This is a genomic window from Streptomyces sp. NPDC048606 (assembly GCF_040650855.1).
GTDB lineage: Bacteria > Actinomycetota > Actinomycetes > Streptomycetales > Streptomycetaceae > Streptomyces.
On the sequence record NZ_JBEZIB010000022.1, the window covers coordinates 68,546 to 94,044 of the forward strand.

The 25,499-nt window shown below is 73.9% G+C and carries 30 protein-coding genes; 14 read left to right on the top strand and 16 right to left on the bottom strand.

Going from position 1 to position 25,499, the window contains the following annotated elements:
- Nucleotides 1-2 precede the first annotated feature (2 nt).
- Both AB0D01_RS23500 and AB0D01_RS23505 read right to left on the bottom strand, forming a co-directional pair.
- Complete coding sequence (locus AB0D01_RS23500) at nt 3-1,274, bottom strand: hypothetical protein (RefSeq protein ID WP_363058298.1); 1,272 nt, start codon at nt 1,272-1,274, stop codon at nt 3-5.
- Nucleotides 1,275-1,360: 86 nt separating this feature from the next.
- A complete protein-coding gene (locus AB0D01_RS23505; RefSeq protein ID WP_363058300.1) occupies nt 1,361-1,513 on the bottom strand; it encodes a hypothetical protein in 153 nt (50 codons plus the stop codon).
- Between the two features lie 326 nt (nt 1,514-1,839).
- Between AB0D01_RS23505 and AB0D01_RS23510 the strand changes: the two genes are divergently transcribed.
- Both AB0D01_RS23510 and AB0D01_RS23515 read left to right on the top strand, forming a co-directional pair.
- A complete protein-coding gene (locus tag AB0D01_RS23510) occupies nt 1,840-2,124 on the top strand; it encodes a hypothetical protein (RefSeq protein ID WP_363058302.1) in 285 nt (94 codons plus the stop codon).
- A 158-nt stretch (nt 2,125-2,282) separates the two neighbouring features.
- Nucleotides 2,283-2,558 carry an isoamylase early set domain-containing protein gene (locus tag AB0D01_RS23515; RefSeq protein WP_363058303.1) on the top strand — a complete coding sequence of 92 codons (276 nt, stop codon included), beginning with the start codon at nt 2,283-2,285 and terminating at the stop codon, nt 2,556-2,558.
- A gap of 28 nt (nt 2,559-2,586) precedes the next feature.
- Here the strand turns inward: AB0D01_RS23515 and AB0D01_RS23520 are convergent, their stop codons facing one another.
- The 3 genes from AB0D01_RS23520 to AB0D01_RS23530 all read right to left on the bottom strand — a co-directional run bounded on the left by AB0D01_RS23520 (nt 2,587) and on the right by AB0D01_RS23530 (nt 4,468).
- Nucleotides 2,587-3,687: a YihY/virulence factor BrkB family protein gene (locus tag AB0D01_RS23520; RefSeq protein ID WP_363058304.1), complete on the bottom strand. Its 1,101-nt coding sequence runs from the start codon at nt 3,685-3,687 to the stop codon at nt 2,587-2,589.
- A complete protein-coding gene (locus tag AB0D01_RS23525) occupies nt 3,684-3,950 on the bottom strand; it encodes a DUF5133 domain-containing protein (protein ID WP_363058305.1) in 267 nt (88 codons plus the stop codon). The genes AB0D01_RS23520 and AB0D01_RS23525 overlap by 4 nt, the downstream gene beginning before the upstream one ends.
- Before the next feature lie 194 nt (nt 3,951-4,144).
- Nucleotides 4,145-4,468 carry a hypothetical protein gene (locus AB0D01_RS23530; protein ID WP_363058306.1) on the bottom strand — a complete coding sequence of 108 codons (324 nt, stop codon included), beginning with the start codon at nt 4,466-4,468 and terminating at the stop codon, nt 4,145-4,147.
- A 99-nt stretch (nt 4,469-4,567) separates the two neighbouring features.
- On the opposite strand from AB0D01_RS23530, the gene AB0D01_RS23535 reads away from it, so the two are divergent.
- Together AB0D01_RS23535 and AB0D01_RS23540 are read left to right on the top strand one after the other, a co-directional pair.
- Nucleotides 4,568-4,951, top strand: coding sequence for a VOC family protein (locus AB0D01_RS23535; protein WP_363058308.1), 384 nt, complete (start codon nt 4,568-4,570; stop codon nt 4,949-4,951).
- Nucleotides 4,952-5,011: 60 nt separating this feature from the next.
- The gene (locus AB0D01_RS23540) at nt 5,012-5,464 is read left to right on the top strand and encodes a hypothetical protein (RefSeq protein WP_363058310.1); all 453 of its coding nucleotides are present in this window, start codon (nt 5,012-5,014) and stop codon (nt 5,462-5,464) included.
- Nucleotides 5,465-5,486: 22 nt separating this feature from the next.
- On the opposite strand, the gene AB0D01_RS23545 is transcribed toward AB0D01_RS23540, so the two are convergent.
- A complete protein-coding gene (locus AB0D01_RS23545; RefSeq protein WP_363058312.1) occupies nt 5,487-6,797 on the bottom strand; it encodes an MFS transporter in 1,311 nt (436 codons plus the stop codon).
- A gap of 98 nt (nt 6,798-6,895) precedes the next feature.
- Here AB0D01_RS23545 and AB0D01_RS23550 point away from each other — a divergent pair, with 98 nt between their 5' ends.
- From AB0D01_RS23550 to AB0D01_RS23565, 4 genes are all read left to right on the top strand, one after another.
- Nucleotides 6,896-7,798, top strand: coding sequence for a DUF5937 family protein (locus AB0D01_RS23550; protein ID WP_363058314.1), 903 nt, complete (start codon nt 6,896-6,898; stop codon nt 7,796-7,798).
- Between the two features lie 631 nt (nt 7,799-8,429).
- Nucleotides 8,430-9,896, top strand: a complete 1,467-nt coding sequence (locus AB0D01_RS23555; protein WP_363058316.1) for a hypothetical protein — start codon at nt 8,430-8,432, stop codon at nt 9,894-9,896.
- Between the two features lie 378 nt (nt 9,897-10,274).
- Nucleotides 10,275-11,636 (top strand): bifunctional o-acetylhomoserine/o-acetylserine sulfhydrylase, encoded by a 1,362-nt coding sequence (locus AB0D01_RS23560; RefSeq protein WP_363058318.1) that lies wholly within the window; start codon nt 10,275-10,277, stop codon nt 11,634-11,636.
- A complete protein-coding gene (locus AB0D01_RS23565) occupies nt 11,633-12,823 on the top strand; it encodes a homoserine O-acetyltransferase (protein WP_363058437.1) in 1,191 nt (396 codons plus the stop codon). Before AB0D01_RS23560 ends, AB0D01_RS23565 begins: the two co-directional genes overlap by 4 nt.
- 80 nt (nt 12,824-12,903) lie before the next feature.
- Here the strand turns inward: AB0D01_RS23565 and AB0D01_RS23570 are convergent, their stop codons facing one another.
- Nucleotides 12,904-13,125: a chaplin gene (locus tag AB0D01_RS23570; RefSeq protein WP_363058439.1), complete on the bottom strand. Its 222-nt coding sequence runs from the start codon at nt 13,123-13,125 to the stop codon at nt 12,904-12,906.
- A gap of 113 nt (nt 13,126-13,238) precedes the next feature.
- On the bottom strand, nt 13,239-13,820 hold the full coding sequence (locus tag AB0D01_RS23575) for a TetR/AcrR family transcriptional regulator (RefSeq protein ID WP_363058320.1): 582 nt from the start codon (nt 13,818-13,820) through the stop codon (nt 13,239-13,241).
- A 106-nt stretch (nt 13,821-13,926) separates the two neighbouring features.
- Here AB0D01_RS23575 and AB0D01_RS23580 point away from each other — a divergent pair, with 106 nt between their 5' ends.
- Complete coding sequence (locus AB0D01_RS23580; protein ID WP_363058322.1) at nt 13,927-14,400, top strand: VOC family protein; 474 nt, start codon at nt 13,927-13,929, stop codon at nt 14,398-14,400.
- Nucleotides 14,401-14,419: 19 nt separating this feature from the next.
- Here AB0D01_RS23580 and AB0D01_RS23585 read toward each other — a convergent pair whose 3' ends face one another.
- Complete coding sequence (locus tag AB0D01_RS23585; protein ID WP_363058324.1) at nt 14,420-14,884, bottom strand: DUF6069 family protein; 465 nt, start codon at nt 14,882-14,884, stop codon at nt 14,420-14,422.
- 202 nt (nt 14,885-15,086) lie between these two features.
- Here AB0D01_RS23585 and AB0D01_RS23590 point away from each other — a divergent pair, with 202 nt between their 5' ends.
- Together AB0D01_RS23590 and AB0D01_RS23595 are read left to right on the top strand one after the other, a co-directional pair.
- Complete coding sequence (locus AB0D01_RS23590; RefSeq protein WP_363058326.1) at nt 15,087-15,356, top strand: GlsB/YeaQ/YmgE family stress response membrane protein; 270 nt, start codon at nt 15,087-15,089, stop codon at nt 15,354-15,356.
- A gap of 193 nt (nt 15,357-15,549) precedes the next feature.
- Entirely contained in the window at nt 15,550-16,494 is a 945-nt protein-coding gene (locus tag AB0D01_RS23595; RefSeq protein WP_363058328.1) for a helix-turn-helix transcriptional regulator, read from the top strand.
- Nucleotides 16,495-16,504: 10 nt separating this feature from the next.
- Here the strand turns inward: AB0D01_RS23595 and AB0D01_RS23600 are convergent, their stop codons facing one another.
- The 4 genes from AB0D01_RS23600 to AB0D01_RS23615 all read right to left on the bottom strand — a co-directional run bounded on the left by AB0D01_RS23600 (nt 16,505) and on the right by AB0D01_RS23615 (nt 20,455).
- The gene (locus AB0D01_RS23600) at nt 16,505-16,849 is read right to left on the bottom strand and encodes an STAS domain-containing protein (RefSeq protein ID WP_363058330.1); all 345 of its coding nucleotides are present in this window, start codon (nt 16,847-16,849) and stop codon (nt 16,505-16,507) included.
- 499 nt (nt 16,850-17,348) lie between these two features.
- Complete coding sequence (locus tag AB0D01_RS23605) at nt 17,349-19,124, bottom strand: thiamine pyrophosphate-dependent enzyme (RefSeq protein ID WP_363058332.1); 1,776 nt, start codon at nt 19,122-19,124, stop codon at nt 17,349-17,351.
- A 54-nt stretch (nt 19,125-19,178) separates the two neighbouring features.
- Entirely contained in the window at nt 19,179-19,592 is a 414-nt protein-coding gene (locus AB0D01_RS23610; RefSeq protein WP_363058334.1) for a hypothetical protein, read from the bottom strand.
- 119 nt (nt 19,593-19,711) lie between these two features.
- Nucleotides 19,712-20,455 carry a restriction endonuclease gene (locus tag AB0D01_RS23615; RefSeq protein WP_363058336.1) on the bottom strand — a complete coding sequence of 248 codons (744 nt, stop codon included), beginning with the start codon at nt 20,453-20,455 and terminating at the stop codon, nt 19,712-19,714.
- A gap of 255 nt (nt 20,456-20,710) precedes the next feature.
- Between AB0D01_RS23615 and AB0D01_RS23620 the strand changes: the two genes are divergently transcribed.
- From AB0D01_RS23620 to AB0D01_RS23630, 3 genes are all read left to right on the top strand, one after another.
- Complete coding sequence (locus AB0D01_RS23620; RefSeq protein WP_363058338.1) at nt 20,711-21,976, top strand: spore photoproduct lyase family protein; 1,266 nt, start codon at nt 20,711-20,713, stop codon at nt 21,974-21,976.
- A 212-nt stretch (nt 21,977-22,188) separates the two neighbouring features.
- Nucleotides 22,189-22,512, top strand: coding sequence for an STAS domain-containing protein (locus AB0D01_RS23625; RefSeq protein ID WP_363058340.1), 324 nt, complete (start codon nt 22,189-22,191; stop codon nt 22,510-22,512).
- A gap of 89 nt (nt 22,513-22,601) precedes the next feature.
- Nucleotides 22,602-23,648: a hypothetical protein gene (locus tag AB0D01_RS23630; RefSeq protein WP_363058342.1), complete on the top strand. Its 1,047-nt coding sequence runs from the start codon at nt 22,602-22,604 to the stop codon at nt 23,646-23,648.
- Between the two features lie 117 nt (nt 23,649-23,765).
- Here the strand turns inward: AB0D01_RS23630 and AB0D01_RS23635 are convergent, their stop codons facing one another.
- The 3 genes from AB0D01_RS23635 to AB0D01_RS23645 form a co-directional block, all read right to left on the bottom strand.
- Nucleotides 23,766-23,936 (bottom strand): chaplin, encoded by a 171-nt coding sequence (locus AB0D01_RS23635; RefSeq protein ID WP_363058441.1) that lies wholly within the window; start codon nt 23,934-23,936, stop codon nt 23,766-23,768.
- A 249-nt stretch (nt 23,937-24,185) separates the two neighbouring features.
- A complete protein-coding gene (locus AB0D01_RS23640) occupies nt 24,186-24,578 on the bottom strand; it encodes a RidA family protein (RefSeq protein ID WP_363058344.1) in 393 nt (130 codons plus the stop codon).
- 34 nt (nt 24,579-24,612) lie between these two features.
- Nucleotides 24,613-25,446, bottom strand: a complete 834-nt coding sequence (locus AB0D01_RS23645) for a hypothetical protein (RefSeq protein WP_363058346.1) — start codon at nt 25,444-25,446, stop codon at nt 24,613-24,615.
- Nucleotides 25,447-25,499 lie beyond the last annotated feature (53 nt).

A 25,499-nucleotide genomic window follows, 5' to 3' on the forward strand; every position in this document is an offset into this window, starting at 1 on the left:
CGTCAGCCGGCACTCCGGAGCCAGGCGTACTTGCCGGAGCGGCCGATCGGCAGGTGGGTGCGGTGGGCGGGCGCGCAGGGGCGGCCCGTGAGGTCCTGGACGGCGGCGGCGAGGCGGGCCGTCCGGGCCGGGTCGAGCGGGACGTCGTCGAACGTCACGTACGCGAGGGTGGTGGCTCCCCCGTCGGCGCCCCCGTCGGCGGCCTCTGCGCCGGCCTCGGCGCCGGGCGGCTCCGCTGGGCCGAGGCGGTACAGGAACACCCGCTCGCTGATCGCCGCGATGCGGGCGTCGAGGTCGGCCTGGGCGACGGGACCGTACGGGGTGTCCAGGAGTTCCTTCTCCCGGCCGCAGAAGGCGGTGATCCGCCCGGGGTCGGTGGTGCCGTCGGAGGTGCGCACGCAGTCCCCGGAACGGTAGCGGACCAGGGGCATGAAGGGGTTGCGCAGGCTGGTGACGATGAGGCTGTGGATGCCGCTGCCCGGGGCGACCGGGATGAGCTCGACGCTCATGTCCTCCAGGTGGGGCCGGTAGCGGCCGGTGTGCGGGTCGCTGGAGTAGAGGTAGCCCAGCTCGGTGCTGCCGAAGAGGTCCACGACGGGGCAGTCGAAGCGTTCGCGCAGCAGCGCGCGGACGTTGAGCGGGGTGTACTCGTAGGCGTGGACGATGCTTTGGGGCCGGGGGAACTCGTCCCACAGGTTCCAGGCGTCGACCTTCCGGACCAGGTGGGCGAGGTGGTAGCCCGAGCAGTCCAGGTGGTAGGTGCCGGTGGGGTGGGCGTCGGCCACCGCGCGGATCTCGGCGAGCATCGCCCGCACCTCGATCGGGGTCCAGTCGGCCGGGTCGAGGGTCCGGTTGAGGTAGAGCGTGCGGTCGTCCAGCCAGCGCTCCCCTGCCGTGGCCCCCGGCTTCCCGGCGTTGACCCGGGCGACGTGCTCGGTGGCGAGCACGGTGGTCAGGGAGATGCGCTTGCCGTGCGCCTCCCAGGTGGCGCGCAGGTCGGGGTGTTCGCTCCACAGCCGGTAGTAGGAGCGGAGCAGGAAGTAGGGCGGCCGGATCAGCTGCATCCGGGCGTGGTTGGTGCCGGTCGACAGGACGAACTCGGCCTCACCGGAGGCGAGCGCCTCGGCCAGGTGGGGGGTCATCCAGTTGTCGGGGAAACCACGGGCGATCTCGGGCTTCTCCAGGATCGGGAAGTCCCCTCGGGCGACGCTCTCGCGGTAGAGCGGGATGTCGCGCACCCGGTCCACGACGTGGGGGCTGGGCAGCGGGCTCATCGGGGCCTCCGTGGGTCGCGGGGGTGGACGGGGGCGACCGCCGCCGTGCGCGGACGGCGACGGCCCCCCGTGCGGGTGGGGGTGGATCAGGAGATGCAGCCGGTCTTGCCGGCGACGCTGATACAACCCTCCTTCGGGGTGGCGCTGATGCAGCCGTCCTTGGCGCCCTGCGCCGAGTTCGCGGCGACCCACTTGGCCCAGACGGCGTCCTGGGTCATGTGCTCGATGAGCCGGTCCATGGTGGTCCTCCTCGCATGCCGGGGATCTGGAACGCGGGCGCCGAGATCCCCCCTCGGCAGCCCGCCCACCGAAGGTAAAGAGTCGTTCAATCGCATGTCAACGAAGGGTCAAATCGATTGGCGTGAAGTGATCGCGTTGATCATTCGGAATCGCCGTTCACAGCGCTCCCGACGCCTGACGAAAGTCTCGAATTCGGTGTGTCGGTCGAGGTCCGCACGACCGGGAACGAGCGCGAGAGGGTCAGGGAACGCCGGCGGTCCGCCGGGCCGCGGCGGGGCAGACACGGCGGCCGTCCGTGTGACAGGCTGACGGCGTGATCGTCAGGGTGAGTGAGGCACGCGTCCGTCCCGAACGGTTCGAGGCGTTCCACGAGTTGATCGTCGCCGCGGTGCGCGGGTTCCCCGATCTGCACCCCGGACTGGTGGACCACGAGGTGCTCATCGCACCGCCCGACTCGCTCGTGTACGTCAGCCGCTGGCGCGGCGAGGAGGACCTCGTCGGCTACGCCGGCGCGCACTGGCGGGAGCGTCCGGTGATGCTGCCGGGCGAGGAGGAGTACCTCCTCGGCCCCCTGGTGGTCCGCCACTTCACGCACGCGCCGTTGGCCTGACCCAGCGGGCCGCGTCGACGCGGCCCGACACGGTGTGGGGCATCGGCGGGGGCCACCCGGGTGACCTGCGTCCGTCCCACGGCCCCGTACCGCCGCGCCGCGGCGCGGCGGTACGAGGATGGGCGGGTCGTTTCCCCCTCCCCGGCTGGAGTCTTTCCGTGCTCGAACGCAAGCAGCTCAAGGGCCGTACGCGGATCACGTTCGTCCTCCCCGCGGAAACCCCGCACGGGCCCGTCAGCGTCGTCGGCGACTTCAACCACTGGAACCCCGCCGCCCACCCGCTGGAGCCGCGCGGGGACGGCACCCGCGCCGCGACCATCGCCCTGCCCGCCCACAGCGCGTTCTCCTTCCGCTACCTCGGGGCCGGCGACCACTGGTTCGACGACGAGCACGCCGACGGCCACGACGGCGCCAACGGCCGCGTCCACACCTGACGCCGCCCGGGGCCCGCGGGGGCGGGGCTCACCCGGCCACGGACCCGCCGGCGCCGGCCGCGCCCGTCCCGGGGTCGACGGCGGACCCCTCCATGCGGCGCTGGTCCTCCTCGCTCCAGGCACGGGTGTCGCGCGGCCGGACGTAGGGTTCCGCGTCCGCGGGCATCCCCGCGGCGATGGCCCGCTGTCGGCTCAGTTCCGCGTCGAATTCCAGGCCCAGGAGGATCGCCAGGTTCGTGATCCACAACCAGACGAGGAAGACGATCACGCCCGCGAGGGCGCCGTACGTCTTGTTGTAGGAGCCGAAGTTGGCGGCGTAGAAGGCGAATCCGGCGGAGGCGATCATCCAGATCAGCAGGGCCAGCAGGCTGCCCGGTGTCACCCAGGAGAAGCCCCGGCCCTTGGCGTTCGGCGCGGCCCAGTACAGCAGCGCGATCATGATCGTGACGAGGAGGACCAGGACGGGCCACTTCGCGACGGACCACACCGTCAGCGCGGTGTCGCCCATCCCCAGGACGGCGCCGGCCCGGCGTGCCGGCGCTCCGCTGAAGACCACGATCAGCGCGCCGCCGCAGGCGAGGAGCATCAGCGCGAGGGTGAGCGCCAGGCGCAGCGGCAGCACCTTCCACAGGGGGCGGCCCTCGGGGACGTCGTAGACGGCGTTCGAGGCGCGGATGAACGCGCCGGTGTAGCCCGAGGCGGACCACACCGCGACGACCAACGCCACGGCCGCCACCGCGGATCCGACGCCCGCGTTGCCCTGGAGCTGCTCCACCGCGCCGGTGACCACGTCCCGGGTGGCGCCGGGCGTCAGGCCGCGCAGTTCGTCCAGGAGGCGTCGCACGGTCGATTCCCCCGTGACGCCCAGCAGCGAGACCAGCACCAGCAGGGCGGGGAAGATCGCCAGCACGCCGTAGTAGGTCAGTGCCGCGGCGCGGTCGGCCAGTTCGTCGTCGCCGACCTCCTTCAGGGTGCCGAGCAGCACCTCCTTCCATGAACGTGCGGGCAGTTCGGTGGGGCGTCGCGGTGCTCGTTCCCCGATCCCCTCGTCGGGGCCCGTCACGGCCTGTCGGTCGCCGGTCCCCCGCTCGGGTTCGCCGCCGTGGTCGAGATGCGCAGTCTGCTTCATGCCCTGCGGTTGTCCACGACCGCGCGACTCATGTCACGGGGCTCGATGACGGAATCATCGAAGGTGTCGGCGCCGGGGAGGCGATGGCGTGCGGCGATCAGGGCCGCGTGGACGTCGGTGGTGCCCGTCGCGACGCACAGGGCACGCGCGACGTCCGCGATCTCGGCCCGTACGAGCGAGGCGCCGTCCCCTTCCGCCAGGACGGCCAGGGCCCAGTAGCGATCGACGAGACCGGGCAGCACCGCCGGGTGAGCCATCAGCATGGACGAGTCCTCTCCTCAGTGATCATTCCCTGGATGGCCGTGCGGGTACCCGGTCGCCCGCCGTCCAATCGGTCGCGGGAACGCCTGATCGGAAAGATCCGCCGGTTCTCCCTCGCGCCCGACGCCGTGACGTACCGGTCGGCGGGGCGACGGGGTCTCGGCGGGGCGCGGGGGGTGTCGTGCGGCGGGCGCTCTCAGACGCGGCCGCCGGTGAGCCGGGAGAGGGGGCCGCGGCGGCGCAGTCCGGCACGCCGGCCGAGGGCGTACGCGGTGGTGACGACGGCCGCGGTGACGGTCACCGCCCCGGCCGTGACGGCCTTGCGGGCCCCGATCGCGCTCCACACCCAGCCGGTCTTCCCGACGGAGCCCCGGACGGCCTCGGTCGCGGCGGCGGTCTTCTCCGCGAACGGGGCCGGCAGGGCGGCCAGTACCCCCACCGGTCCGCTCGTCGTCTCCGCCGCGGTGCTCGTGCCCTCGCGGACGGCGCGGGCCTTGCTGAACTTCTCTGATTCGGTCATGTCCCGCGTGTGACCGCGAGGATGTCCCGCAAACCCGCATCGGGGCCGCCGCACGCCGTCCGTTGGTGTCCGGAGCGAAAGTGGGGCAAGCTCTGGCCCATGGTTTCGGTGGTGCAGAACGTGGCGATCGACTGTGCGGATGCCTACGGGCTGGCGCGGTTCTGGAGCGAGGTGACCGGCAGTCCGCAGGATCCGCAGGACAGACCGGGCGACCGGGAGACGCAGGTGTTGCTCGCGGAGGGCCCGGTGTTGTACTTCAACCAGGTCCCCGAGCCCAAGGAGATCAAGAACCGGATCCACCTGTGCCTGCGCCCCGAGACATCGCGCGAGCGGGAGGTGGAACGACTGCTCGGTCTCGGCGCCACCCTGGTCGGCGATCACCGCAACCCCGACGGATCCGGCTGGGCGGTCCTCGCCGACCCCGAGGGCAACGAGTTCTGCGTGCTGCGCAGCCATTCCGATCGCGCCGCGACCGGTTCCTGACGGCCGGGCACGCGCCGAGCGGCGGCGGGGCGCGCGGCCCGGTGGGGTAGCGTCCGGCCCATGACGGACGAAGGCGGGGCGCGGGCACCCTCCGAGGCGGAGCTCAAGGACGCCGCAGGGGTGCGACTGGTGGAGGACCTGGTCGCCCGGGTGCCCGGGTTCCAGGAGACGTACGCATGGCACGTCGACAACGAACACGAGGTGCTCGACCACCTGTTCTTCTGGGAGGTCGTCAAGGAGACCGTGCTTTCGTACCGGGGGGAAGGCGGGGCGGGCGGCCCCGACTGGCGGCGGGTCCTCGACTTCCTGGAGGAGGAGACGCGGCGCCGCGTGCCCGGCGCGATCGAGGTGATCGTGACGTCCTTCATCCACCGCCTCCCCTACGAGGGGCAGCCCGGGTACGGGATCGAGGCGCACCTCGGGCCCGAGATGATGCGGACCTACCGGGCACTGCGCCCCTGGTACGGGGCCGCCGCCCCGGGCGACACGCCCCCGCCGGAACCCGCCGGGTAGCCCCGGGCGGGGTGCGGGAAGGTCAGTCCCCGAGCGCGCGGGGGCGGCGCAAAGGCGACAGCAACAACGGCAGCACGGCGCCCAGTTCGGCGACCGCCCCGACCCACAGGGCGGACCTCGCCCCGGCGTACCGGCCGAGCAGACCGCCGATGAGGGCTCCCACCGGCATCGCGCCCCACATCACGAAGCGGACCGTGGCGGTGACCCGTCCCAGCAGTTCGGGCGGGCACAGCCGCTGCCGCAGGGTGACCGCGCCGATCCTGAAGGGCATGAAGGCGGCCCAGCCGAGCCCCTGGAGGGCGACGGCGACCGCGAGGCGCCAGTCGGCCTCGAAGCAGGGCACGGCCGCCAGCCACAGCACCCCGCTCAGCAGGACGGACGCGCACATCGCGGGCCCCGGGCCGAGCCGGGCCGCGACGCGCGCGGTGAGCAGGCCGCCGAGGAGGCCGCCGAGGGCCTCCGCCGTGAACACCAGGCCGCACCACAGCGGCGACAGGCCGAGTTCACCGGCGAGCAGCACCATCAGCATGGCCGCGCCGATCGTGCCGCACAGGTTCGAGACCGCGCCGGCGAGGGTGACGGCCCGCAGCGTCGGGTGTCCGAAGACGAAGCGCAGACCCGCCGCGATCTCCGTACGGAGGTCCGCCGCGGCCGGGGCGCCGGCCCCGGCATCGGCGTCGGCCTTGGTCTTCGCCTCGGTGGGGGCGTCCGTACGGCGGATACGGGTGAGCAGCAGCGCGGAGGCCAGGTAGCCCAGCGCGTCGAACGCGAGCGCGAAGGGCGCCGCCACCACCGCGAGCAGCGCTCCGCCCACCCCGGGCCCGGCGGCCTGGACGAGGCTCCGGGTGGCTTCGAGTCGGACGTTCGCGGCCTCCAGCGCGTCGCCGTCGACCAGTCGGGGCAGCAGGCTCTGGGCGGCCACGTCGAAGAAGACGGTGCAGAAGGAGAGGCCGAAGGCGACCGCGTACAGCTGGGGCAGCGTCAGGACGTCGAGCAGGGCGGCGACCGGGACCGAGGCGAGCAGGGCCGCCCGGCCGAGGTCTCCCGCGATCATCACGCGACGGTGGCGCGAGCGGTCCACCCAGGCGCCGGCGGGCAGCCCGACGAGGAGGAAGGCCAGGTACTCGAAGGTCACCAACAGGCCGACCTGGAACGGGGTGGCGTGCAGGGTGCCGATGGCGAGGAGCGGGAGGGCGAGCAGGGTGACGGCGGTGCCGGCCTGGCTCACGGTGTCGGCGGCCCACAGGGCGCGGAAGTCGGACGGGTCGGTGGCACGTTCCGTGTCGACGAACGCGGCGGTGTCAGCGGCAGCGGCGGGGTGAGAGGGCGTCATGGCCGTGAGATCACCAGGCGGCGGCGTGCGCGACCATTGATTTAGCCTGGGCCGAAAGGTCATGCGGGGTGGGGTGCGGCGAGAGGCGGGGCGGGACCATGGGCGCGGTGCGCTTGGGGGCGGACGACCTGGCGAACGTGAGGTTCGCCGTCTCCCCGCTGTGGGAGACGGTGGCGGGACTGCGGGCGGTGACGGATCCGGGTCGGCACGCGGTGCACCTGCCGTGGATCAAACAGGCCCTGGCGGCCGGCGGTCCGCCACCCGCACCGGGGTTCGGCATCGGGCTGGACCTGGACGCCGTACCGCCCCCGCGGTGCCCGCTGGCCGGCATCGAGGAGGAACTGGCCGCCGTGACAACGGCGTCCGGCGGGATCGTCGACAACGACGGCGACGGCGGTGGGCGGACCGACGTGGTGCTGCGCTGGTGGCGGATCGCGGTGCGACCCCACTGGCCGCGCGTCCGCGCCGTCCTGGAGGCCGACATCGCCTACCGGACCCGCCAGTTGGCCGAGGACGGCATCGGGGAGGTGCTCACTCGGCTGCACCCCGCCCTGACCTGGACGGGGAACCGGCTCGTCTCGGCCGACCTGCCGGCCGAGGGGTCGACCCCGGGCGGGGCCGGGGTGACGCTGGTGCCGTCCGCCTTCGCCGAGCGCTGCCGGCTGGTGGCCGGCCGGGGCGCCGTGCCGCCCTGCGTGGTCTACCCGGCCCGGGGGGTGGGCACGTTGTGGGAGCGCGGCGCCCGCCTCGGCGACGGTCTGGCGCGTCTGCTCGGCCGCAGCAGGGCGGGCCTGCTCGCGGAGGTCGCCGCACCGGCCACCACCACGCAACTGGCCGCCCGCACGGGGCTGAGCCCGGGCGCGGTGTCGCAGCACCTCGCGGTGCTCCGGGACGCCGGCCTCGTCACCGGCCACCGCTACGGCCGGGAGGTCCACTACGTCGCCGGCGACCTCGGGCGCGCCCTCCTCGGCGACACCGCCGACCCGCTCCCGGCCGGCTGAGGCCTCCGGAGCGAGGGGCGGCGGGAGGGTGCCCGCGCTCCCGGGGCTGCGGGCCTCGCCCGGGTTCGCCCGGCCGCGGGGGCGTCCGACCGCGGTGATGCGCGGCTGAGCCGAGCAGGGCGAGAAGGGGGCCACCTCGTGCGCGGGGGTGGCCCCTTCGTCGTCGGCGCGCTCACGCGAGCGCGCCGCGAGCCCCGCGTCATGGGCCTCGCCTCACGGGTCCCGCCTCACGGGCCTCGACGGCCCCGCGTGGTCTCCACCGCCCCTTTCCACGCCGCGTGTTGCTCGCGTGCTGCGGGAACGTGAACTGCGTGAACAAGCCGTGGCCGGCGGTGGAGGAAGGAGCCGCGGCGCACCGGCAGCGGCTAGCGTCCCTCTCGGAGCCGTTCCGAGGAGCCACCGCGACACGGGACCGGGCACCGGACGCCCGGCCGCACCATCGGCCGCGGTCGTGTCGGCTGCCGTTCACCGCGGTCGGTGCCCGCGCCGACTCCGCCCCGAGCCGCACCGACCGGCACCCCGTGACACCGCCGGTTCCGGGCGCGCCACGCGCGCCCGCGGCTCGCCCCCAGCAGCGCGCGGCGCTTCCCGGCTGCGCCTTCCCCCGCTATCACCCCCCGAGGACCTCCTGATGCCGTTCTCCCTGCCCACGGGCGGGCGCCTCGCCGTGCTCGCCTGCTCCCTCGCCGTGGCCCTCGGCGCCGCCGGCCTAGCGGGATCGCCCGCCTCGGCCGACCCGGCCTCCCCGTTCGGGCCCCAGCCGCCGCAGAACCCGGTCACCGCGGCCAACGGCGCGGCCACCATGCACGGTGACAGCGCCTCCAGCGGCACCACGCCCTACCCGGGTCCCGGCACGGCCGCCATCGCCTACTCCCGTACCGCCCTGGCCTCGGCCTGCCCCACGGTGCTCGTCGGCGGCGACGGCTACGTGATCGCCCTGTGCACCACCATCTTCGGGCAGACGCCGACCGTCCACCTGCTCGATCCCGCCACCGGAGCCGACCTGGCCTCGCTGGCCCTGCCCAAGGGCAGTCTGTTCGGCGGGGTCTACGCCTACCTCGACAACACCGACCGCCTGGTCGTCGTGGACGGGAACGACAACCTGGTCCGCGTCGGCCACCACCGCACCGGCACCGGTGGCGGCTGGACGCTGCGGATCGACCAGTCCACCCCCCTGGGCGACGCGGTGCCCGCCGGCGACAACATCGTCGGCCTGACCCCCGCCTGGGACGGCAGGGTCTGGTTCGCCACCAGTGGCGGCGTGATCGGCACCGTCGACACCGGTACCGGGGCGGTCCGCAGCATCAGCACCGGTGAGGGCGTCCAGAACAGCATCTCCACGGTCCCCGGCCGGACCGCCGTCGCCACCGACCACGCCCTGTACCTGCTGTCCGCCGGACCCGACGGCACCCCCGTCGTGGACTGGCGGGCCCCCTACGACCGCGGGCCGGCCCGCAAGCCCGGCCAGCTCAGCTGGGGCACCGGCACCACGCCCAGCTTCTTCGGCCCCGGTGACGGAACCGAGTACGTCACCATCGTCGACAACGCGGCCCCGCACGGGAACCTCCTCGTCTACCGGGCGGCCGGCGGACCGGAGCCGATCTGCCGGGTCCCCGTGCTGACCCAGCACGCTCGCAGCGGCACCGAGGACGCCGTCATCGCCTCCGGCCGCAGCGTCTTCGTCACCAACACCTACGGCTACGCCTATCCGGCCCTGCCCGCGGGCGCTCCCGCCAGTCAGCCCTCTTCCGCGAACTTCGACGGCGGCCTCAGCCGGATCGACGTCGACGCGGGGGGAACGGGCTGCTCGGTGGTGTGGAACAGTCCGGTGAAGTCCGCCGCGCTGCCCCGCCTGTCCCTGGCCGACGGGAAGATCTACACCGTCTCCGTGACGGGGCCCACCGGCAGCGCCGGCCTCAACACCTTCGCCCAGTACCACCACTCCGTCATCGACCCGGCCACAGGGGCGCAGCTGAGCAAGTCCTTCCTGGGCATCGGGCTGGTCTACAACCCGCTCCAGATGCGGGGTACGGCCGCTCCGGACGGCACCCTCTACCAGGGCACCGAGACCGGGGTGGTCCGCATCTCCCGGCGCTGACCGGGGACCGTCGCCGGATCGGGGCGGGTTGCCCGAAAGCGCTGGTGCGCCGCGTCCCGCCCGTGGTTACCTGGGCGCATGACCGTACTCGTGACCCGTCGCCACGTCGACTACGTGCGTGTCACGACCACGGGTTGTCCCGTCACCGCCTGACGCGGCGCCGCGCGGCATCGCCCCGCGCTCCCCACCACGCCCACCGGGCCTGCGCGTACTCGTCGTACGCGGTCGCGTCGTACCCCCTCGCGTCGCCCCGGGCCGGCTCTCCCGTGCCCGTCCGGGGCCCGCACCGGCACCGCCGTACCGCGCTCGCGCGTACCGGTGGCCGCCCGCCGTTCCACCCCCGCGCTCCGCGCTCCGCCCTCACCTCCGAGGAGTCCCATGAGCCTGCCCATCGACGCCGTCACCGCCGAGCACACCCCCGACGACGAGCCCGCCCGGTCCCACCCCGCGGCCTGGTCCTTCGAGACCCGCCAGCTCCACGCGGGCACCACCCCGGATCCGACCACCGGTGCCCGCGCGGTCCCGATCTACCAGACGACCTCGTTCGTCTTCCGCGACACGCGACACGCCTCCGACCTGTTCTCCCTCGCCGAGCCCGGGAACATCTACACCCGCATCCACAACCCCACCCAGGACGCCCTGGAGCAGCGCGTCGCCGCCCTCGAAGGCGGCCTGTCCGCCGTCGCCCTGGCCTCGGGGCAGGCCGCCGAGACCCTCGCCATCCTGAACCTGGCCTCGGCGGGCGACCACATCGTCTCCAGCGCCTCCCTCTACGGCGGCACGTACAACCTGTTCCGCCACACGCTCCCGAAGTTCGGCATCGAGGTGTCGTTCGTCGAGGACCCCGACGACCTCGACGCGTGGCGGGCCGCCGTACGGCCGCACACCAAGGCCCTGTTCGCGGAGACCCTCGGCAACCCGCGCGGCAACGTCCTCGACGTCCGGGGGGTCGCCGACGTCGCGCACGCGGCGGGCGTGCCGCTCGTCGTCGACAACACCGTGCCCACCCCGTACCTGCTGCGCCCCATCGAGCACGGGGCGGACGTCGTCGTCCACTCGGCCACCAAGTTCCTCGGCGGACACGGAACCACGATCGGCGGCGTGGTCGTCGACGCGGGCACCTTCGACTTCGGCGCGCACCCCGAGCGCTTCCCCGACTTCACCGAGCCCGACCCCAGTTACCACGGCCTGCGCTACTGGCCCGCCCTGGGAGCGGGCGCGTACGCCGTCAAGCTGCGGGTGCAACTGCTACGCGACCTGGGCCCCGCCATCGCCCCGCACTCGGCGTTCCTGCTCCTCCAGGGCGTGGAGACCCTGAGCCTGCGCCTGGAGCGGCACTCCTCGAACGCCCAGGCGCTGGCGGAGTGGCTCGAACAGCGCGACGAGGTCGCGGCGGTGCACTACCCCGGCCTGCCGTCCAACCGCTGGTACGAGGCGGGGCGGCGCTATCTGCCGCGCGGCGCGGGCGCCGTGCTCTCCTTCGAGTTGCGCGGTGGTGTGGAGGCGGGCCGACGGTTCGTGGACGGGCTGGAACTGTTCAGCCACCTCGCGAACATCGGGGACGTGCGCAGCCTCGTCATCCACCCGGCGTCCACCACCCACAGCCAGCTCGACGAGGCGCAGCTCGCCGCCACCGGCACCACCCCGGGGCTGGTGCGGCTGTCGGTCGGCATCGAGAACCTCGCCGACCTGCGGGCCGACCTGGAGGCGGGCTTCCGCGCCGCGAAGGAAGCGTCCTGAACCCCGCCCCCACCTCGCCGGCCGGCGCGGTCCCCCTTCCGGCCACGGGTGCGTGGCGGGAGGGGGACCCGCCGGGGCGTCGCCGGTGGCACCGGCGGATGCGTCCGCTGGCGTTGGAGGCGGGTGGTGTGCTGCCCCGGCTGCGGCTGGCGTTCGAGACCTGGGGGCGGCTCGCGCCCGACCGTTCGAACGCGGTGCTCGTCCTGCACGCGCTGACGGGCGACAGCCACGTGGCGGGCGCCGCCGGGCCCGGTCATCCGACCCCGGGGTGGTGGGACGCGCTGGTGGGGCCGGGTCGGGCGCTGGACACCGACCGGTGGTTCGTGGTGGCGCCGAACGTCCTGGGCGGCTGCCAGGGAAGCACCGGACCCGCCTCCACGGGTCCCGGGGGGCGCCCCTGGGGCGGCGCCTTCCCCCGTCTGACGCAGCGCGACCAGGTGCGCGCCGAGGTCGGCCTCGCCGACGCGCTCGGCATCGGGCGGTGGGCCCTGGTGGTCGGGGGGTCCATGGGCGGGATGCGGGCGTTGGAGTGGGCGGTCGGCGAACCGGGGCGGGTGGCCGCGTTGTTGCTGTTGGCGTGTCCGGCCGCGGCGAGCGCGGACCAGATCGCCTGGGCCACGTCACAGGTCCACGCGATCCGCGCCGACCCCCTGTGGCAGGGCGGCGACTACCACGACGGCGGGCCCGGTCGGGGCCCCCACGCGGGGCTGGGCATCGCCCGCCGCATGGCGCACGTCACCTACCGGTCGGCCGGGGAACTCCAGACGCGCTTCGGCCACGCGCCCCAGGAGGGGGAACAGCCCCTGCTCGGCGGTCGGTACCGGGTCGAGTCCTACCTCGACCACCAGGCCGACAAGCTCGTACGACGCTTCGACGCGGCCAGTTACGTCGCCCTGGCCGAGGCCATGAACACCCACGACATCGGGCGGGGTCGCGGCGGTCCTCGCGCGGCCCTCGGCGGGGTGCTCGCGCGGACTGTGGTGGCCGGCGTGGACTCCGACCGTCTCTATCCGCTCGCGCAGCAGGAGGAGTTGGCGGCCGGCATCTCCTCCGCGGACCGGGTGCGGGTGGTCCGCTCGCCCTACGGGCACGACGGATTCCTGTTGGAGACGGATCAGGTCGGCGCGCTGGTGCGGGAGCTCCTCGACACCGCACCGCGCCCGCCGCGGGCCCGCGCCACCCCGTAGGGGGCGGCGGGCGGACGTGCGTCGTGGCGGCGGCCCTCACGGGGCCGCCGCCACGCGCACGTCATGTCACGTCACGATGTTCAGACGTTGGCGCAGACGTTGCCGGCCGCCGGGTTCAGCGCCCCGATCACGTTCACGGAGTTGCCGCACACGTTGATCGGGATGTGCACCGGCACCTGGACGACGTTCCCCGACAGGACACCCGGCGAACCCACCGCCAGACCGTTCGCCCCCGCGTCGGCCACGGCCGCACCCGCACCACCCAGGACCACACCCGCGGCCACACAGGCGGCGACGACCATCGCGCGAACCCTCATGCTGATCTCCCAACGGTGAGACGAAAACGAAACGACCCGCACATCCCACCCCACCCACCACCCCCACCCCCCACATTCACCTGATGGTGGGCGAAGCGTCAGGCCGAATCGCGCAGTCCCGACAGGAGCCGGTCGAGGGCCTGCTCCGCGGCCCGCGCGTCACCGCCCCGCGCGATCCACAGGGCGGTCTCGTTCATCGCCCCCGACAGCAGTCGGGCCAACGGTTCCACCGGCTGGTCGGGGATGGTCCCGGCCGCGACGAGCGCCGTCAGGGCCTCCGCTAGGTGCCGGGCGGAGGACTCCTCGTCCAGGGCCCGCCACTCGTCCCAGCCCAGCACCGTCGGCGCGTCCAGCAGCAGGATCCGTCGCACCGCGGGGTCGGTCCCGGCGGCCAGGAAGGCCCGGCAGCCCGCCCGCAACTGCTCCCAGAGGTCCTCGTACCGCCCGGCCTCGGTCGCCACCCGTTCGCCCAGCTCCCGCTGCACCTCGGCGACCACGGCGCGGAACAGTCCGGCCTTGCTGTCGAAGTGGTGGTAGGCGGCTCCCTTGGTGACCCCCGTGGCCCGTGCCACCTCGGCCAGCACCACGTGGTGGTACCCGTCGGCCGCGAACCTTCGTCGCCCTTCGGCCAGGAGGGCCGCTCGTGTGGCCGCTCGCTGCTCCGCCCGGATTCCGGTCATCGGGTGCACCGCCCTTTCCATTTCGCGTACCGGGGGTATGCTAGCCCCATGGTTCGCATACCCGGAGTATGCGAGATGCGTGAAATGGATCCGAAGGGCTTCCGTCATGACGAACGAACGCACTCCCGCCCCCGCCCCCGCCGCCGCCGCCGCGCCCGCGAACCGTCTCGGCGGCTTCTACCCGGTGCTCGCCACCCGGGACGTGGCGGCCTCCCGCGACTTCTACACCCGCCACCTCGGCTTCGAGACCACCTTCGAGGCCGACTGGTACGTCAGCCTGCGCCGCCCCGACGCGCCCGCGTACGAGCTGGCCCTCCTCGACCCCACCCACCCGTCCGTCCCCGAGGGCCACCGCACCGCGCTCCGGGGCGGCCTGCTGCTGAACTTCGAGGTGGACGACGTGGACGCCGAGCACCGGCGCCTCGTGACGGAGGCCGGGCTGCCCGAGGTACTGCCCCTGCGCACCGAGGAGTTCGGCCAGCGCCACTTCATCGTCGCCGCCCCCGACGGCGTGCTGATCGACGTCATCACCGTCATCCCGCCCGGCGAGGAGTACGCCGACCTGTACACCGGCGCCTGAACCGCGCCCGCGCGCCGCCTCAGCGGTTCCGGCGGTGGAGTTCGAGGGCGGCCACGACGGCCACGCCGAGGGTGAGGTGCATGACCGTCAGGGCCGCGACGGTGCCGCCGTCGGCTCCGGAGGACAGCGGGCCCGCGACCGACAGCAACGCCAGTCCGCCGCCGACGTACTGCGCGATCCGCAGGAAGACCGGCTTCCACAGGGCCAGCAGCAGGGCCGCGCCCAGCCCGACGACGAGCGGGACGACGGAGGCGCCGACGACTCCCCCGACCGTGATCGGGTGCTCCGTGCCGGCGTCGTCGATGACGAGCGAGGCGCCGGACAGTGCGGCGACCGCGAGGACGACCAGGTTGACCACGGCGGCGCCGACCGCGCCTCCGACCAGGACCTTCCACCAGGCCGCCCCGGTAGGGGCCTTCGCCCCTCGGGCGGCATCGGCGCGGACGGAACGGGAAGCGGAACGGGAAGCGGTGCTGCTCGACATGGGGTTTCCTCCGACGTGCGGGTGCCGCGCCGCCGAGTGGCGGGCGGGATGGGGAAACCCTCGGACCTGAACCACGCTTGAGGTCAACCCCCGATCGACCCATCCTCGACCGGTCCACTTCGGTCGGGACACGTTTGACCCGCGAGAAAGCGCGCAGACGGCTGTGGACACCGAACCGGTCGAACGGAGTGGGAGACGCATCGTGGGCATCATCGCGTGGATCATCATCGGGCTGCTGGCCGGCCTCATCGCCAAGGCGCTCATGCCGGGCAGGGACCCGGGCGGCATCATCATCACCACGCTCATCGGCATCGCGGGCGGCCTGCTCGGCGGTTGGCTGGGCAAGGTCCTCTTCGGCATCGACTCCATCGACGGGTTCTTCGACCTTTCCACGTGGATCGCCGCCATCATCGGCTCCGTGATCCTGCTGGCCGTCTACCGCCTCGTCACGGGCAATCGCCGACACGCCTGATGCCGCGCGCCGAACACCGAACTCGAAGACAGCGCGCCGAGCGGCGGCCACCGGAGACGTCGTCCGGTGGCCGCCGCTTCCGCGCCACGCCGATCAGCCGGAAGTCGAGTTCCGGTCGCCGGGAGTCGACGTTAGGGTCGACGGGACGGCACGCCGAAGACCGGTGGCGCGGCCCGGGACGAGGGAGCGGGGAGTGGACACGCTCTTCTTCAGCAGCGGGAACCTGGAAGAGACCGAGGCGTTCCTGTCGGCGGCGTACACACCGATGAGGATCGGCGGCAGGCCCGAGGAGTCCAGGGCGCGGATCGTGCGCCGCAGCTCCGACGGCATCGTGGTGGACCGGCTGGCCTTCGACTACACGATGGCCTACGACGCCGGCTGCCTGAACCGGGTGTGCCTGCTCACCATGCACCGGGGCACCTGCGCGGACACCACCGACGGGCGGGAGAAGGTCTTCGGGCCCGGCGAGACCTTCATGATCGCCCCGCACGACCGCCCGTACCGGGGCGAGGTCCGCGCCGCCCACTACACGATCACGATGTTCGACCCGGCGCTGCTCACCGAAGTGGCCGCCACCGGCGCCGGGTTCCGCGGCCCGGTCGAGATCACCGGGCAACGGGCGATCGACCGGGCCGCCAACGCGCGACTGGGCGCGGCCGTCGCCTACCTGCGCGACCACGTCCTCACGGACGCCGCGATCGACGCCGGCCCCCTGGTGGCCGCGAGCGCCGCCCGCCATCTGGCGGCCGTCGTCCTCTCCGCCCTGCCGAACACCACCCTGGGCGACGACCCGCGGCGTACGGACAGCCGCGACGCCACCAACGACACCCTGCGCAGGGCCATGGCCTTCGTCGAGGCGAACGCGCACCGCGACATCGGCCTGGCCCAGATCGCCGCGGCCGTGCCCGTCACCCCCAGGGCCGTGCAGTACGCCTTCGCCCGCCACGCCGACACGACTCCCCTGGGCTACCTCAGACAGGTGCGCCTGGCCCGCGCCCACGAGGAACTGCGCCGGGCCGGGGCGGGCACCACCGTCGCGGGGATCGCCCGACGCTGGGGCTTCGCCCACCAGGGCCGCTTCGCCGACGCCTACCGCCGCCGGTACGGGCTATCCCCCTCCGCGACCCTGCGCGGCTGAGCCGACGGCCTCAGGCGGGTACGGAGGGATCCGGTCCGCCGTGCGCGGCACGGACCGAGGGGGCCAGGGTGAAGAGGGTCAACGCGCCCGTGATCTCCAGCAGTCGGCGCAGTTGCGCGGGCAGCGGGCCCACCAGGACCAGCTCCCCGGCGGCGCGCAGCCCCAGCAGGCAGTTGAGGAAGGCGGAGTCGGCGAAGGTCACGTCCCTGACGTCCACCACGAGGCGACCCGCGCCCGCGCGGTCGCGGACCGCCGCCACCACCCCGGTGAGGTCGGGGACAGTGTCCTGGTCGAACTCCCCCGCGCAGTGGATCACGTACGCTCCCGCCGAGACGACGTCGAGTCGGACGGGCACGGGCCTTCTCCTTGGTCGCACGGGCGGGCACGCGTGCTCGCCCCGCGCGGCGCCGCGGGTCGATGGCGTCCTCCCAGCGAAACACGGCGGGCCCGACGAGGGGAGGGCGCCGGGCCGGATGTTCGTTCACGGCGCCGGCCGCCCTCGGCGGCCCGCCGGCCGGACGACCGCCGCGCGGCCCCGCGTCCGAGGGGGATTCCCTACCCCGCACCGGCCCGTCACGGCGTGGCCGGCGTCCCGCACGTTGCGTTTTCCGGACGATGGCCCTCACCCACCCGGGGGCTCCCCGGCGAGGCGGCGTGGACCGGCACGGCGGGAGGCGGCGGCTACGGCTTCCGCTCGCCCTCGCCCTCGCTGCCGGCGACGCCGCGCGTGCCGATGTTCCGTAGCCCTTCATCTCGCCCGGGGACAGCCGCTCGCCGTGACCGGGGAACTCGTCGGCGGCCGGCTCGCGGCCTGGTACCGCCGGTGGCGCCGGGCCGTCAGCACCGTCCTGCCGTCAGCGCCGTCGTGCCCGCCGGTGGTCGGCCCGCGTGCTCCCGTCCGTCCCGCCGAGCCCGCCCGGCAGGATCTCCTTGGCCTTGGCGACGGCGAAACCCCAGCCCTGGGCCACGGTCGGCCTGCCGGGCACCGCGACCTCCTCCGGGTTGGTGAGCACGTCGAGCAGGACCGGTCCCGGTGCGTCGAGGGCGCGCCGTACGCCGTCCACCAGGTCCGCGGGGTCGACGACCCGGATCCCGGTGATTCCCATCGCGGTGGCGAGCGCCGCGAAATCCGGGTTGTCGAGCTCCGTCCCGAATTCCGGAAGTCCCGACTGTTCCTGCTCCAGTTTGACCATGCCCAGACGGCGGTTGTCGAAGACGACCAGCTTCACCGGCAGCCGGTAGGTCCTGATCGTCATGAGGTCGCCGAGCAGCATGCTCAACCCGCCGTCCCCGCAGAACGCGACGATCTGCCGGTCCGGTGCCCAGAGTTGGGCCCCGATGGCCTGGGGCATGGCGTTCGCCATCGAGCCGAGGTTGTACGAGCCGATCAGGCGTCGGGTTCCGCGCATGGTGACGAACCGGGAGACCCAGACCGTGGCCATGCCCGTGTCGGAGATGAAGACGGCGTCGTCGGCCGCGTGGGCGTCGACCGCGGCCGCCAGTGCCTCGGGTCGGATCTCGTGGTCGCGGTTGTCGAGCGCGGCCCTCAGCTTCCCCGTGAGGCGCTGTTCGGGGTCCGGCTCGGCCAACCGCGCCTGCCCGGCCCGCCAGGCGGCGAACCGCTCGCGGGCGTCGTCCAGGTGCGCTCGGTCCGCGATGGGCTCCAGCAGCGGCAGCAGTGCGCTCAGGGTGGCGCCGACGTCGCCGGCCAGTCCCACGTCGACCGGGGTGCGGCGGCCGAGGTGCTCCTCGCGGGCGTCGATCTGGACGACGCGGGTGTCCTCGGGGTACCAGTCCCGGTACGGGAAGTCGGTGCCCAGCATGAGCAGGGCCTCGCCCCGGTCGAGGGCGTGGACGGCGGCCGGGTTCCCGATGAGGCCGGTCTGTCCCACCTGGAAGTCGTTGTCGTCCTCGAAGCCCTCCTTGGCCTTCAGCGTGAGCACCATCGGCGCCGCGAGCAGCTCCGCCGTGCGCAGGACCTCCGTACGGGCGTCACGGGCCCCGCGACCGACGAGCAGCGTCACGCGGGAGGCGGCGTTCAGCAGCTCGGCGGCCCGCGCGAGGGATGCGTCGTCGGGGCGGGAGACGGGGCGGTCGAGGGCGAAGCGCGTCGGCCGGTCGTCGGTCGTCTCCCGGTCGCCCATGTCCCCCGGCACGGTCAGGACGGCGACGCCGCCCAGGGTCACGGCGGCCCGCACCGCGCTCTCCAGGGCGCGCGGCATCTGGTCCGGGGAGGTGACGGTGGCCCGGTGGACGGCCACGTCGCGGAAGAGCAGGTCGTTGTCGACCTCCTGGAAGTAGTCGCTGCCGATCTCGGCCAGCGGGACCTGTCCGCAGATCGCGAGGACGGGGGCACGGCTCTTGGCCGCGTCGTACAGACCGTTCAGGAGGTGTACGGAGCCGGGGCCGACCGTGCCCATGCACACGCCGAGGGTGCCGGAGAGCTGCGCGCGAGCCCCCGCGGCGAAGGCGGCGGCCTCTTCGTGCCGGCAGGCGACCCAGTCCAGGCCCTCGGTCGTGCGGATGGCTTCGGTGAGCGGGTTCAAGGCGTCTCCGACGACGCCGAAGACGTGCCGGACGTCGAGCTCGCGCAGTGCGTCGACGATGACGCGGGCGACGGTGCGTGCCATGGGAAGCCCTTCGTTGCGGGATGCGGGATGCGGGGTGGGGGCGCGGGGCGGGCGTCAGAGCGAGGAGCGGGAGAGGGACTGGGCGCCGCGCAGGGCGACGTCGCCGGCCGCCTCGACGACCGGGGCGGCCGGCGCGGGCGCCGTCGTGAGGGTCCAGGCGCACAGGCCGGCCCAGGTCAGCGCCACGCCCGCGGCCTTGGACCGGGCCGCGGCCCCGGGCAGCGCGAGCCCGAAGACCAGGGCGTCGCCGAGGTCGACGGCGGTCCGGGCCAGGACCACCGTGGGGAGGGCCGGCGCCGGCACCACGACCATCGCCGCCCCGATCACCGCGTCCCTGACCCCCAGGGCCCGCGTGAGCAGCACCGTCGGCGCGTCCTCGGCGAGCCCGCACGGCCGGGTCAGCAGTCGGGGGCGCCAGGCGATCGCCGCCCCGTACCCGAGCGTGGCCACCCCCAGGATCCTTGCCATCGCGGTCCTCATGTCCCACCACTCCCGTTCCGCTCGTCCCGGCCCGGCGGGATCGGCCGGGCCGTCACGGGGCGCCTGCCCCGCGTGCGCCGGGCCACGCGTGCGCGGGCGGGGCGGCCTCAGCCGTTCCCGCCGCCGGGGCGCGCCGGGGCGGCCTGCCAGGGCGCGGGGGCGGCGGTGTCGGTCCAGGCGGCCAGGGCCTCGCCGTCGACGCAGCGGATGTCGCAGGTCCGGGCGTACTCCAGGGCGGGGGCGGTGAAGGAGCTGGTGGTGACGACGACGGCCACGTCGGCCTCGTGCACGGCGAAGCAGGTTCCGCCGAAGCGTTGCAGGTCCTGCGAGCCCACGCGGTGGTGTGCGGCGTAGTGCTTGCACTGGAGGACGACGCGGAGCCCGTCCGGGGTGGTGGCGATGACGTCGGCGCCGAGGTCGCCCGCGCCCCCGACCACTTCGACCGAGGTGCAGCCGTCCCGCGCGCAGAGCGCGGCGACCGTGTGCTCGAAGCCATCGGCGTCCACCGCGGCGTGGTCCAGCGCGTCCGCGCCCACCTCGGGCGGTTCCACCCCGTGCGCGAGCGGCGTGCCGGGCCCCGGGCCGCCGTCGACGGGCACGGGGGCGCGTCGGCGTACGGGCGCCACGCTCCAGCGGGCGCCCGCGACCGCGAGCGTCAGGACGGCCGCCATCACGAGCGGCAGCACCGCGACGCGCAACCCGTCGGCCGCGCCGACGACCTTGACGAAGACGGCCGTCCCGCCCACGGCCGTACCCACGAGGCCCACGGCGAGCAGCACGTCCCGCCCGATCGGCGCGCCTCGGCGTACGGTGCCGTCGTCGCCGCCGTTGCCCACGGTCCTCGTAGCCACCGCGTCACCCTCCCCTTCGTCGCCCCGCGCCCCGGCGCGTCAGGGTGTCCTGGCGGCTCGTGTCGGGCGCGGAGATCGACGGGCCGCCTGCCCCCGTTGGGCATGTCCATGCACGTCGAGACGGCCGTCACCACTGCGGACCCGGCGCGCGACCGGGCCGGAGCCCGTCGGGGGTCGACCCCGGACGCCCTACAGTGGACAGCCCGGCGGAACACCGGACCGGGACCAGTGACGCGAGGAGCGCGGAGCACACCCATGAACGACCACCGGCCCACCGGCGGAGCCCGTCGCAGCCGTGCGCACGGGGCCCCCGGCGGTCCGCCGGACACCCTGTTCGACCTCGAAGACCTCCAAGACCTCCAAGACCTCCAAGACCTCGAAGGCCTCGAAGGCCCGGAGGGCCGCGGCAGCCCGCGCCCCACGCGGGCGGCGGCCGGCCCGTCGTTCCGCGACTCGCCCGCCGCCCGGCGGCTGCTCTCCGTACGGGAGATCCACGCCGAACCGGCCGCCGCCGCGTCGCCGCGCGGCCGGCAGGTCCTCGCACGCTTCCCCGACGCCCGCGTCATCGACGTGGACTCGCACTGGCGGATCCCGGAGCTCCACGGCAACGAGGGCAACCTCGAACGTTGGGTCAGGATCAAGAGCGAGGTCCTCGTCCTCGGCGAGAAGAAGACCCTCACCACCCGGCCGAACGGCAGATCGGCCGACTGGATCGCTCCGGGGCCCGCCAACGGCTGCGCGATGGCCTGCGCCTACTGCTACGTCCCTCGGCGCAAGGGCTACGCCAACCCGATCACCGTCTTCACCAACATCGAGCGGATCCTCGCCCACCTCGACCGGCACATCGCACGCCAGGGGCCCAAGCGGGAGCCGAACCAGTGCGACCCGCAGGCCTGGGTGTACGACATCGGCGAGAACGGCGACTGCTCCGTGGACGCCCTCGTCAGCGACAACGTCGCCGACCTGGTGGAGGCCTTCGCCCGCCGCCCCACCGCCAAGGCCTTCTTCGCCACCAAGTTCGTCAACCCCGACCTGCTGCTCCTCGATCCGCGCGGGCGCACCCGGGTGCGGTTCTCGGTGATGCCGCCCGGTGACGCACGCCTGCTCGACCTGCGCACCAGCCCCGTGGAACAGCGCGTCGAGGCCGCGGCCTCGTTCGTCGAGGCCGGCTACGAGGTGCACTTCAACCTCTCCCCCGTCGTCATCCGGCCGGGTTGGGAGGCCGACTGGGGGCTGCTCCTGCAACGGATGGACGACGTCCTGCCCCGTGCCGTCAAGGCGCAGGCGGCGGCGGAGGTGATCATGCTGACGCACAACCGCGACCTGCACGCGTTGAACCTCGCCTGGCACCCCCGGGCCGAGGACGCCCTGTGGCGCCCCGACATCCAGCAGGCCAAGCGCTCCGAGAACGGCAGCTGGAACGTCCGTTACCGCAACGCGGAGAAGGCCGCGGCCGTCGAGGCCGTGCGGGCTCTGGTCGCGGCGCACGCCCCCTGGCTGCGGATCCGCTACGCGTTCTGAGGCGGCCTCGGTGGCGAGGGGTTGACCGGCGCGCCAGAGGGCAGGATGAGCGTACGAACAGCCTGGTCGGGCGGGAGTCCTCCGCGGGCCCGTGATGAGGTGCGTGTGGTCCCGCCCGGGGTGCGCGGCGCCACCGCGCGCTTGCCGGCCGGCTCCGCACCGCCCCCACGGAGACGACCGCGAGGGGCTCCCGCAGGGAAGGCGGTCACGACATGCGCCTGCTCGACTTCGTGGTCGACGTCGACGCCACCACGCACCCCGACCGGATCGTCGTCTCCGTCGTCGGCGACCTCGACCTGTACACCTGCGGCCCCCTCGCCGACGCCCTGGACGGGATCCGTCCGCGCGGGGGGATCCTCAGCCTGGACCTGTCCGCGGTCCCGTTCCTGGGGACGGCCGCCCTCCACGTGCTGTTGGCGTTGCGCCGTCGCGCCATCGACGACGGCTGGACCCTGGAGCTGACCGGGGTGCCCGACCAGGCCCGGCGCGTCCTGGACCTCACGGACACCCGCCACCTCTTCACCCTCCTGTCCTGACGCCCGGTGCCGCCGCCGGGTCGCCGCCCGGCCCTCGAACCGGCCGCTGCCGTCGGCTCGTTGTCGGTGCCCGTGTCTAGGGTGGCGCCATGGAGATCACGCAACGGACCCTGATGGAGGCCTGGCGGCACAAGGCCGCCGGACACCCCCTGATCGACGGCGTCGAGCCACCCACCGTGGTGTCCTCGGACGACGAGCTGGAGGAGTGGATCGAGCGCGCCGAGGAGACGGGGGACGGCGGCCTGTGCCTGCTGCCGGCCGAGGACGGCACGGTGTACGGCCATCTCGCGCCCCACGGTGAGGTCTCCACCGTGCGCGGTCTCGACCAGGCCCTGTACCTGATGGTGGAGGCCTCGTTGCGTGGGCGCGGTGGCGCTCCGGCGGACGTGGCCGAGGCCCTGGAGTCGGTCGATCCGGCGTGGGGCCGACGCTTCCGCGGCGGCGGCCTCGACGACCCGGGCACGGTGGAGGCGTGTGGGCGCGACCCGTTGGACGGTCTCGCGTGGTTGGCCCGGTCGTGGCGCGAGCAGGACCCGTACACGACGCTGGCGTTCTACCGCGCGGCGCCGGGCCGGGCCGTCGACCCCGAGCGGCTGGCCCTCCTCTACGGGGCCGACCCCGCGCAGATCGCGGCCGGTGCGCGGCTGGAGGACCTGCGGGCCGTGGACGGCGGCCGGGCCCACCTGGACCGCCAGTGGAGGAGCTGCTGCTACGGGCAGGCGGGTGGCTGGACGTTCCTGCTGTACCACGACACCCCACCGGGCGCCTTCGCCGACAAGGAGGCGTACGCGGCCCTGGGCATCGAGGAGAGCGTGTGGCTGAGCGCCACCTCGGCGAAGGCCATCTACACCTTCGACTACGTCAGAAACGGCCGCCGCGTCGACGACGGCCGGGGCATCCTCGAACTCATCTGGTACGAGTACGGCCACGCCCCCTTCCCCCGGGGCGGCGAACTGGACTTCCTCAACCGCGCCCTGCGGCGGGCCGAGTTGGACCACCCCGAACTGACGGACACCTACGCGCTGTTCTTCCACGCCCTGGAGGATTCCCTCGGACTGAGCCTGCCCCGCCGGGACTTCACGCAAGGGGAGGTGCGGGCCGCGTACTGGGCCGGGACCGCGACCGGCCGGGGGTAGGTCACCGTCGGCCGGTGAACGCGCGTGAGCGCGGCCTGCCGGGGAGGAAGCCGGGGCCGCGCTCACGTGTCACACGGGGAACCGTCGGGGGGTTCCCCGGTGTTCTGCCGGGCCCGTTCAGGCGTTGACGCAGGTGTTGCCGAAGGCCGGGTTCAGCAGGGCGATGACGTTGACGGTGTTGCCGCAGACGTTGACGGGCACGTGGACCGGAACCTGGACGACGTTCCCGGAGGCGACACCCGGCGAGCCGATGGCCGCGCCCTGGGCACCGGCGTCGGCGGAGGCCATGCCGGCCGCACCGAGCAGGATGGCGCCGGTGGCGGTGATGACGGCCGTGGTCTTCTTCACTGGGTCTCCTTCAGGATGTACGTCTGTACGTGGATCGAGAACGGGCGTCGATCGTGGGCCCGGCATGTGGGCCCACGACGGACACTCGTCCCCTCCAACGGACCCGCCGGGCCCACGGACACGCTGTTCAACCCATTCGGGTGCCGGGCGTACGCCGCGCCCGCCGGGAGGCGGAGCCCCGCCCCGGGTTCACATGACGACGGCGTCGACTTCCACCTCGACCAGCCAGGCCGGGTCGATGAAGCGGGACACCTCGACGAAGGTGGTCACGGGGCGGACGGAGGCGAACCGTTCGCCGTGCGCCCGGGCCGCTTCCTTCCACCGGGTCACGTCGGTGAGCATGACGCGCGTCCGTATGACGTCGTCCAACGAGGCGCCCGCCGCCTCCAACGCGCGTTCGGCGATGTCCAGACAGCGGACCGTCTGCGCGTACACGTCGCCCGGCCCCACGGTGGAGCCGTCCTCCGCGATGGGGGCGGTACCGGCGACGGCCACCTGGTCTCCGCGTCGTACCGCGCGCGAGAAGCCGATCTGTGGTTCCAGGGGGGAACCCGAGCCGATGGTCTGTCGAATGCGTTCCATCCGATCATGCTCGCAGACCGGTTCGGGCGGTGGCCTAGAGACCGTCGGCGCCGCGGCCGAGCTCGCCGCCGGTGAACGCGTCCACCACCAGCAGGACCAGGAGGGCCACGCCGCCGAGCGAGCAGAACAGCAGGAAGGAGCCGAGCACCACGTTCAGCAGGCGCAGGTGCGGGGCCTGCGGCACCAGCACGTCCGCGGGATCTCCCGGGTCGTAGGCGACCGTGACGTACGGGCCGTCCTCGCCGTGCACGAAGCCCCGGTAGGTGCCCGTACCGTCCACGTACACGTACGCGCCCCTCGTCGCGGCGGCCGTGGCGATCACGGTGACGCCGTGCCGGTGCAGCCACCGCTCGCGCAGCCACCGGCGGACCGTGTACACCCCGACTCCGCAGCTCAGCCAGGTGATGCCACCGATCGGGATCATCATGATGACCGACGCCGCGGTGCCCGTCAGGCCGGCCGCCACGGTCGCGGCGACGAGCGTGACGAGGAACGCGAGCATGCCCCACAGGAACCTTCGCACGAACCTCCGGTGCCAGGTCGGGGCGAGGGAGCGGACGACGGTCAGGGCGGCGCCGTCGACCTCGCCGTCCTCCCGGTCCGGGAGCAGCGCGTTCAGTCCGTCGGCGAAGGCGGTGGCGGCGGCCTCGCTGACGTCGTCCACCCGGTAGACGGTCGGGGCGACCCCGTGCGGGGCGCGCAGTTCGATCGTCAGCGTCCGTCCCTCGGCGCGCGCCCGTGCGATGGCGTCGGGCACGAAGGTGACCTGCTCTCCCGGGCGGTCCAGGACGAGCGCGTCGTGGTCGGCGGTGAGCACGGCGCCGCCGCGGCCCTTGAGGACGGGGAGGGAGGAGGGGGTGATCGACATGGGCATGATCGTATTGCGGGTTCTCCGCCACGTCAGCCCTTCGCGTCAGGGGT

What these genes read in the sequence shown, in the direction of transcription:
- AB0D01_RS23630 (WP_363058342.1), top strand. Translation starts at nt 22,602, where the DNA reads ATGGAGATCACGCAACGGACCCTGATGGAGGCCTGGCGGCACAAGGCC.
- AB0D01_RS23540 (WP_363058310.1), top strand. Translation starts at nt 5,012, where the DNA reads ATGACGGACGAAGGCGGGGCGCGGGCACCCTCCGAGGCGGAGCTCAAG.
- AB0D01_RS23520 (WP_363058304.1), bottom strand. Translation starts at nt 3,687, where the DNA reads ATGAAGCAGACTGCGCATCTCGACCACGGCGGCGAACCCGAGCGGGGG.
- AB0D01_RS23640 (WP_363058344.1), bottom strand. Translation starts at nt 24,578, where the DNA reads ATGGAACGCATTCGACAGACCATCGGCTCGGGTTCCCCCCTGGAACCA.
- AB0D01_RS23530 (WP_363058306.1), bottom strand. Translation starts at nt 4,468, where the DNA reads ATGACCGAATCAGAGAAGTTCAGCAAGGCCCGCGCCGTCCGCGAGGGC.
- AB0D01_RS23535 (WP_363058308.1), top strand. Translation starts at nt 4,568, where the DNA reads ATGGTTTCGGTGGTGCAGAACGTGGCGATCGACTGTGCGGATGCCTAC.
- AB0D01_RS23575 (WP_363058320.1), bottom strand. Translation starts at nt 13,820, where the DNA reads ATGACCGGAATCCGGGCGGAGCAGCGAGCGGCCACACGAGCGGCCCTC.
- AB0D01_RS23560 (WP_363058318.1), top strand. Translation starts at nt 10,275, where the DNA reads ATGAGCCTGCCCATCGACGCCGTCACCGCCGAGCACACCCCCGACGAC.
- AB0D01_RS23545 (WP_363058312.1), bottom strand. Translation starts at nt 6,797, where the DNA reads ATGACGCCCTCTCACCCCGCCGCTGCCGCTGACACCGCCGCGTTCGTC.
- AB0D01_RS23570 (WP_363058439.1), bottom strand. Translation starts at nt 13,125, where the DNA reads ATGGTCGTCGCCGCCTGTGTGGCCGCGGGTGTGGTCCTGGGTGGTGCG.
- AB0D01_RS23625 (WP_363058340.1), top strand. Translation starts at nt 22,189, where the DNA reads ATGCGCCTGCTCGACTTCGTGGTCGACGTCGACGCCACCACGCACCCC.
- AB0D01_RS23500 (WP_363058298.1), bottom strand. Translation starts at nt 1,274, where the DNA reads ATGAGCCCGCTGCCCAGCCCCCACGTCGTGGACCGGGTGCGCGACATC.
- AB0D01_RS23635 (WP_363058441.1), bottom strand. Translation starts at nt 23,936, where the DNA reads ATGGCCTCCGCCGACGCCGGTGCCCAGGGCGCGGCCATCGGCTCGCCG.
- AB0D01_RS23605 (WP_363058332.1), bottom strand. Translation starts at nt 19,124, where the DNA reads ATGGCACGCACCGTCGCCCGCGTCATCGTCGACGCACTGCGCGAGCTC.
- AB0D01_RS23585 (WP_363058324.1), bottom strand. Translation starts at nt 14,884, where the DNA reads ATGTCGAGCAGCACCGCTTCCCGTTCCGCTTCCCGTTCCGTCCGCGCC.
- AB0D01_RS23610 (WP_363058334.1), bottom strand. Translation starts at nt 19,592, where the DNA reads ATGGCAAGGATCCTGGGGGTGGCCACGCTCGGGTACGGGGCGGCGATC.
- AB0D01_RS23645 (WP_363058346.1), bottom strand. Translation starts at nt 25,446, where the DNA reads ATGTCGATCACCCCCTCCTCCCTCCCCGTCCTCAAGGGCCGCGGCGGC.
- AB0D01_RS23555 (WP_363058316.1), top strand. Translation starts at nt 8,430, where the DNA reads ATGCCGTTCTCCCTGCCCACGGGCGGGCGCCTCGCCGTGCTCGCCTGC.
- AB0D01_RS23505 (WP_363058300.1), bottom strand. Translation starts at nt 1,513, where the DNA reads ATGGACCGGCTCATCGAGCACATGACCCAGGACGCCGTCTGGGCCAAG.
- AB0D01_RS23550 (WP_363058314.1), top strand. Translation starts at nt 6,896, where the DNA reads ATGGGCGCGGTGCGCTTGGGGGCGGACGACCTGGCGAACGTGAGGTTC.
- AB0D01_RS23580 (WP_363058322.1), top strand. Translation starts at nt 13,927, where the DNA reads ATGACGAACGAACGCACTCCCGCCCCCGCCCCCGCCGCCGCCGCCGCG.
- AB0D01_RS23620 (WP_363058338.1), top strand. Translation starts at nt 20,711, where the DNA reads ATGAACGACCACCGGCCCACCGGCGGAGCCCGTCGCAGCCGTGCGCAC.
- AB0D01_RS23525 (WP_363058305.1), bottom strand. Translation starts at nt 3,950, where the DNA reads ATGCTGATGGCTCACCCGGCGGTGCTGCCCGGTCTCGTCGATCGCTAC.